Source organism: Coleofasciculus sp. FACHB-712 (assembly GCF_014695635.1).
Taxonomy (GTDB): domain Bacteria; phylum Cyanobacteriota; class Cyanobacteriia; order Cyanobacteriales; family FACHB-T130; genus FACHB-T130.
In genome coordinates, this window is sequence record NZ_JACJOQ010000037.1 from 1 (window position 1) to 4,240 (window position 4,240).

Here is a 4,240-nt window from a genome sequence, read left to right on the forward strand (position 1 = left end):
CCGGGTTTGTACGAGTGCGGATTAGAGATAACGGTCTCGGTATTCCCCCAGATATTCAAAACAAACTGTTCGATCCCTTCTTCACGACTAAGCCTGCGGGAAAAGGTACCGGGCTAGGACTGGCAATTTGCGCCCAAATTATGGAAAAGCATCAAGGCAAAATTGAGGTGAATTCGCAGCCGGGGAAGGGAACTGAGTTTGCACTAGTCTTGCCCAGCAAACATCCGAATGCGATCGCACTCAGCAGCCGCCTTGAGCTAGAGCAAGCCAACGGCAGACCCTAAGAGAGGTTTGGGTTATTCCGGAAGGTGCTATCCTCCACTGTAAGTGTGTTGTGTGTTGGAGTGGTTTAAAAATATGGTTTCATCCCCAAGCCGTCCTCAGCTCTCTAGTCCTGTGACTGAGGTAGAGCAACCAGGCATCCGGATTGGTAATAATCCTGCTTCCAGTTTCCTCGCGTTGCCAACGACTCCCCTGTTTGGCACCGATGGCATTCGCGGAAAAGCTGGAGAATTGTTGAGTGCATCCCTAGCCTTGCAAGTGGGCTTTTGGGCAGGTCAAGTGCTGCGGGCATCGGCAACCACCTCAGGGCCGGTGATTTTAGGGCAGGATTCTAGAAACTCCAGCGATATGCTGGCAATGGCGCTTGCCGCTGGTTTAACGTCAGCGGGACTGGAAGTGTGGAATCTAGGGCTATGCCCGACTCCCTGCGTGGCTCATCTCACCAGCGCCTCCCAAGCCGTAGGCGGGGTGATGATCTCTGCTAGCCACAATCCGCCAGAAGATAACGGAATCAAGTTTTTTGGATCGGATGGTACAAAGCTACCCCCCGCATTGCAGCAGGACATTGAAGCGGCTTTAAGAGGAAGGGCGAATTTCGCCACGTTGAATGGTAGCTGGGGACAGCATTATCATCGACCGGAGTTAGTGACAAATTATCTGGACTTGCTGAAGCGATCGCTCGCACCAGGGATCGGGCTAAAAGGGTTGCGAGTCGTGCTGGATCTGGCTTGGGGCGCAGCGGTTCATCTAGCACCAGCGGTGTTTCAAGAGATGGGGGCAGAAGTCATCTGCTTGCACGATCGTCCCGACGGCGATCGCATCAATGTAAATTGCGGTTCGACTCACCTCGGCTCCCTCCAGTCAGCCGTCAAGCAGCACGGTGCCGACTTAGGCTTTGCTTTTGATGGAGATGCCGACCGAGTCATGGCAGTCGATGCCCAAGGTCGCGTCGTTGACGGCGACTATATCCTCTATTTTTGGGGCAATACCCTGAGGCAAGCTGGACAGTTGCCTGGAGATTTGCTCGTGGCGACCGTCATGGCAAATTTAGGCTTTGAACGCGCCTGGAAACAGCTAGGCGGTTCTTTCGTGCGGACAGCCGTTGGCGATCAGTACGTACAGGCGGAAATGCTCCGGACTGGGGGAAAGCTGGGCGGCGAGCAATCGGGACACATCCTCTGCCACCATTACAGTCTCACTGGAGATGGCTTGCTGACCGCTTTACATATAGCAGCACTGGTGCATAGCACTGGTCAATCCCTCTCGGAACTGATCGATGGAAGCTTTCAGACTTATCCGCAGCTACTGCGGAATGTGCGGGTGGAAGACCGCGAAAAGAGACGGCGTTGGCAAGAGTGCGACGCTGTGACAAATGCGATCGCTCAAGCGGAAGCAGCGATGGGAGACCAAGGAAGAATTTTAGTTCGCGCCTCTGGCACCGAACCCGTCATCCGAGTTATGGTGGAAGCCGCCAGTGCCGACTTAACAAATCACTGGACAGAACAGCTGGTTCTCGCCGTCGAACAACATCTGGCGTGATTTTGAGAAAGAGATGCGTGGATAGGTGGATGCGATCGCTAATCCACGCATCTCAAATCATGTATGCCAAAATCGATGGGTACCGGCAGCTTCAAGCTCCCCCATGCCGAAATCAAAGCTAAAATCCAAAAAGTCTAAAAATACAAAACAGCAGTCTCAAACGCCAACCCTAAGTCTTAAGGAGCAGTTAGCCCAAAAGCGCAAGGCGCAGCAGGCGCGAAAAGAATTCACTCAATTTACCTTTGCCAGCGTGGGGATTGCCGCCGTTCTTGCTATCTTCCTATTTCTCGCCGCTGGACCAAAAGCAGCCTTAGCCTCTTTAGCAATTCCGGCGCTGGGGTTTTCCTACAAATATCCCCGCAAAGCCCTATGGGCATTCCTCCTTTACCTACCGATTAATGGCACCGTCACCTACTGGATTGGCGGCGGGAATCCTGTATTCCAGCTGGCTAAAGATGGAATCTATATTCCCGCATTGATTGCTCTAGTAAAGGACTGTCAAAGGAAAAAGCTACCCATCCTGATTTCCAAAGAGATCAAGCCGAGCTTGTACATTCTGTTAGTCTTTTCTGGGCTGACGCTGTTTCTTGTTAACGGCTTCCTACAATTTTCGGGCGGTAGGTCGGGACAACCCTTTTTGCAGGGAGTTTTGGGTCTAAAAGTTTTTCTGGGGTACGTTCCCCTGGCTTTTTGCGCCTACTATCTGATTCGGACAAAAAAGGAATTGCTCTTCCTGACGCGAATGCATCTGGTTCTCGCCATCATCTGCTGTATCCTTGGCTTTATTCAGTACTCGATGCTGACTAGCGGTAGATGTGCTGGTACCAGAGGACTGGTTGCTGATGCTTTGTTTAAGGCAACCCTGGATGCCAAGTGTTTTGTCGGTGGCGCTTTGGTTTACAGCCCGGAAGTCGGGATGATTCGCTTACCAGGTACGTTTGTCTCTCCTTGGCACTGGGCATGGTTCCTGATTTCCAACGCCTTTTTTACCTTTGCAACTGCCTTCTGTGACACTTCGTTTTTCTGGCGGATTGGTGGTTTAGTCGGTATGGCACTTGTCTTTGCCAATGCGGTGATTTCCGGTCAAAGAATTGCCCTGTCGCTGGTTCCCGTTGTCTTCGTACTGCTGCTGGTGCTTACAGGACAAGTAGCGAACCTCAAACGGTTTATCCCCGTTGGAGTCGGGCTAGGTGTGGTGTTGAGCATCGCCGCCGCCGCCAACCCAGCTTTAATTCAGGAGCGGATCGATAGTTTTGTCAGCCGCTGGAATGCTTCACCTCCCCAAGCATTTATTGTGGAGCAATTTAATTGGGCAATGAAGAAACAGCGGGGATTTTTGGGACGCGGTTTGGGAACGGCTACCAATTCCACCCGAATTTTTGGTGATGCAGCGCTGGTTGAAACTTACTACCCTAAGGTTCTATACGAAATTGGCCCGGCAGGCACGTTGGCGTTTCTAGTTTTCGTGACTTGCTTGACAGCGATTACTTTCAAAATTTACCGCTCGGTGAAAGACAAAAGTTTACGCAGTTTTGGTGCCAGTTTTTGGGTTTTGATTTTAGTGCTAAGTTATAACACTTACTGGTATCCCTTGGATACCGAGGTGGCAATTTATTACTGGTTTTTTGCCGGTGTTATTTTTAAATTGCCAGAAATAGATAAGCAGGAACAAGAGAAGCGATTGGCAGAGGAGGAAAATGATGAGGCTAAAACGAAGAAGAAAGGACGCCGCAAATCATCTGGAAAGCGTACTGTCGGCAAAACAAGCCCGGTACCTGCCACATAATTAAGGCAGCGATCGCTCACTATTCAGCGATCGCTCAGTATTCAATTGCATTTCGGAGCAGTAAACCGTGAAGCCTTTGATTTCGGTTATTATCCCCACTTACGGACGTGAAGAACCTTTGCGAGACACGCTCAAAGATGTCTTGCTGCAAGACTACCCAGCCTTTGAAGTGCTAGTGGTCGATCAAACCGCCACGCACCAGCCCGAAACTCAAGCGTATCTTGAGGAGTTGGCAAACAGCGGTAAAATTCGTTGGTTTCGCGTAGATTGGGCAAGTTTACCGGGTGCCCGAAATTATGCGGTACGGCGGGCAGTTGGGGAAATTGTGTTATTTCTGGATGATGATGTCCTGCTAAAGCCTGGATATTTAGAGGCTCATGCTCGCAATTATTTAGAGCGTCCGGAAGTGGGTGCGGTGGCAGGGCGAGTATTTGACCGGATGAAGTTGGAAGATTCCGGCAATAAGTTGACGATTGAGGATTTGCCCCCAGAAGCGATGGACCCTGGAATTGCCTGGTACCACATTGACTTAGTGCATACCGTGAAGCCGCAGCGCGTTCTGACTGCCAGAGGCTGCAATATGTCTTTCCGGCGAGAAATTTTTACGAAGCACGGACTGCATTTTGATGAGCG

4 protein-coding genes are annotated in these 4,240 nt (G+C 50.9%); all 4 read left to right on the forward strand.

What is annotated here, in order from left to right; all coding sequences use genetic code 11:
- Window positions 1–284, forward strand: a 284-nt coding sequence (locus H6F50_RS00590; protein WP_242028844.1) for an ATP-binding protein, incomplete at its 5' end; no start/stop codon positions are given.
- A gap of 73 nt (window positions 285–357) precedes the next feature.
- Window positions 358–1,821 carry a phosphoglucosamine mutase gene (gene glmM, locus H6F50_RS00595; RefSeq protein WP_190425153.1) on the forward strand — a complete coding sequence of 488 codons (1,464 nt, stop codon included), beginning with the start codon at window positions 358–360 and terminating at the stop codon, window positions 1,819–1,821.
- 103 nt (window positions 1,822–1,924) lie between these two features.
- Window positions 1,925–3,607 (forward strand): hormogonium polysaccharide biosynthesis protein HpsL, encoded by a 1,683-nt coding sequence (gene hpsL / locus H6F50_RS00600; RefSeq protein WP_190425156.1) that lies wholly within the window; start codon window positions 1,925–1,927, stop codon window positions 3,605–3,607.
- 67 nt (window positions 3,608–3,674) lie between these two features.
- On the forward strand, window positions 3,675–4,240 hold a 566-nt coding region (locus tag H6F50_RS00605; protein WP_347277118.1), incomplete at its 3' end, for a glycosyltransferase.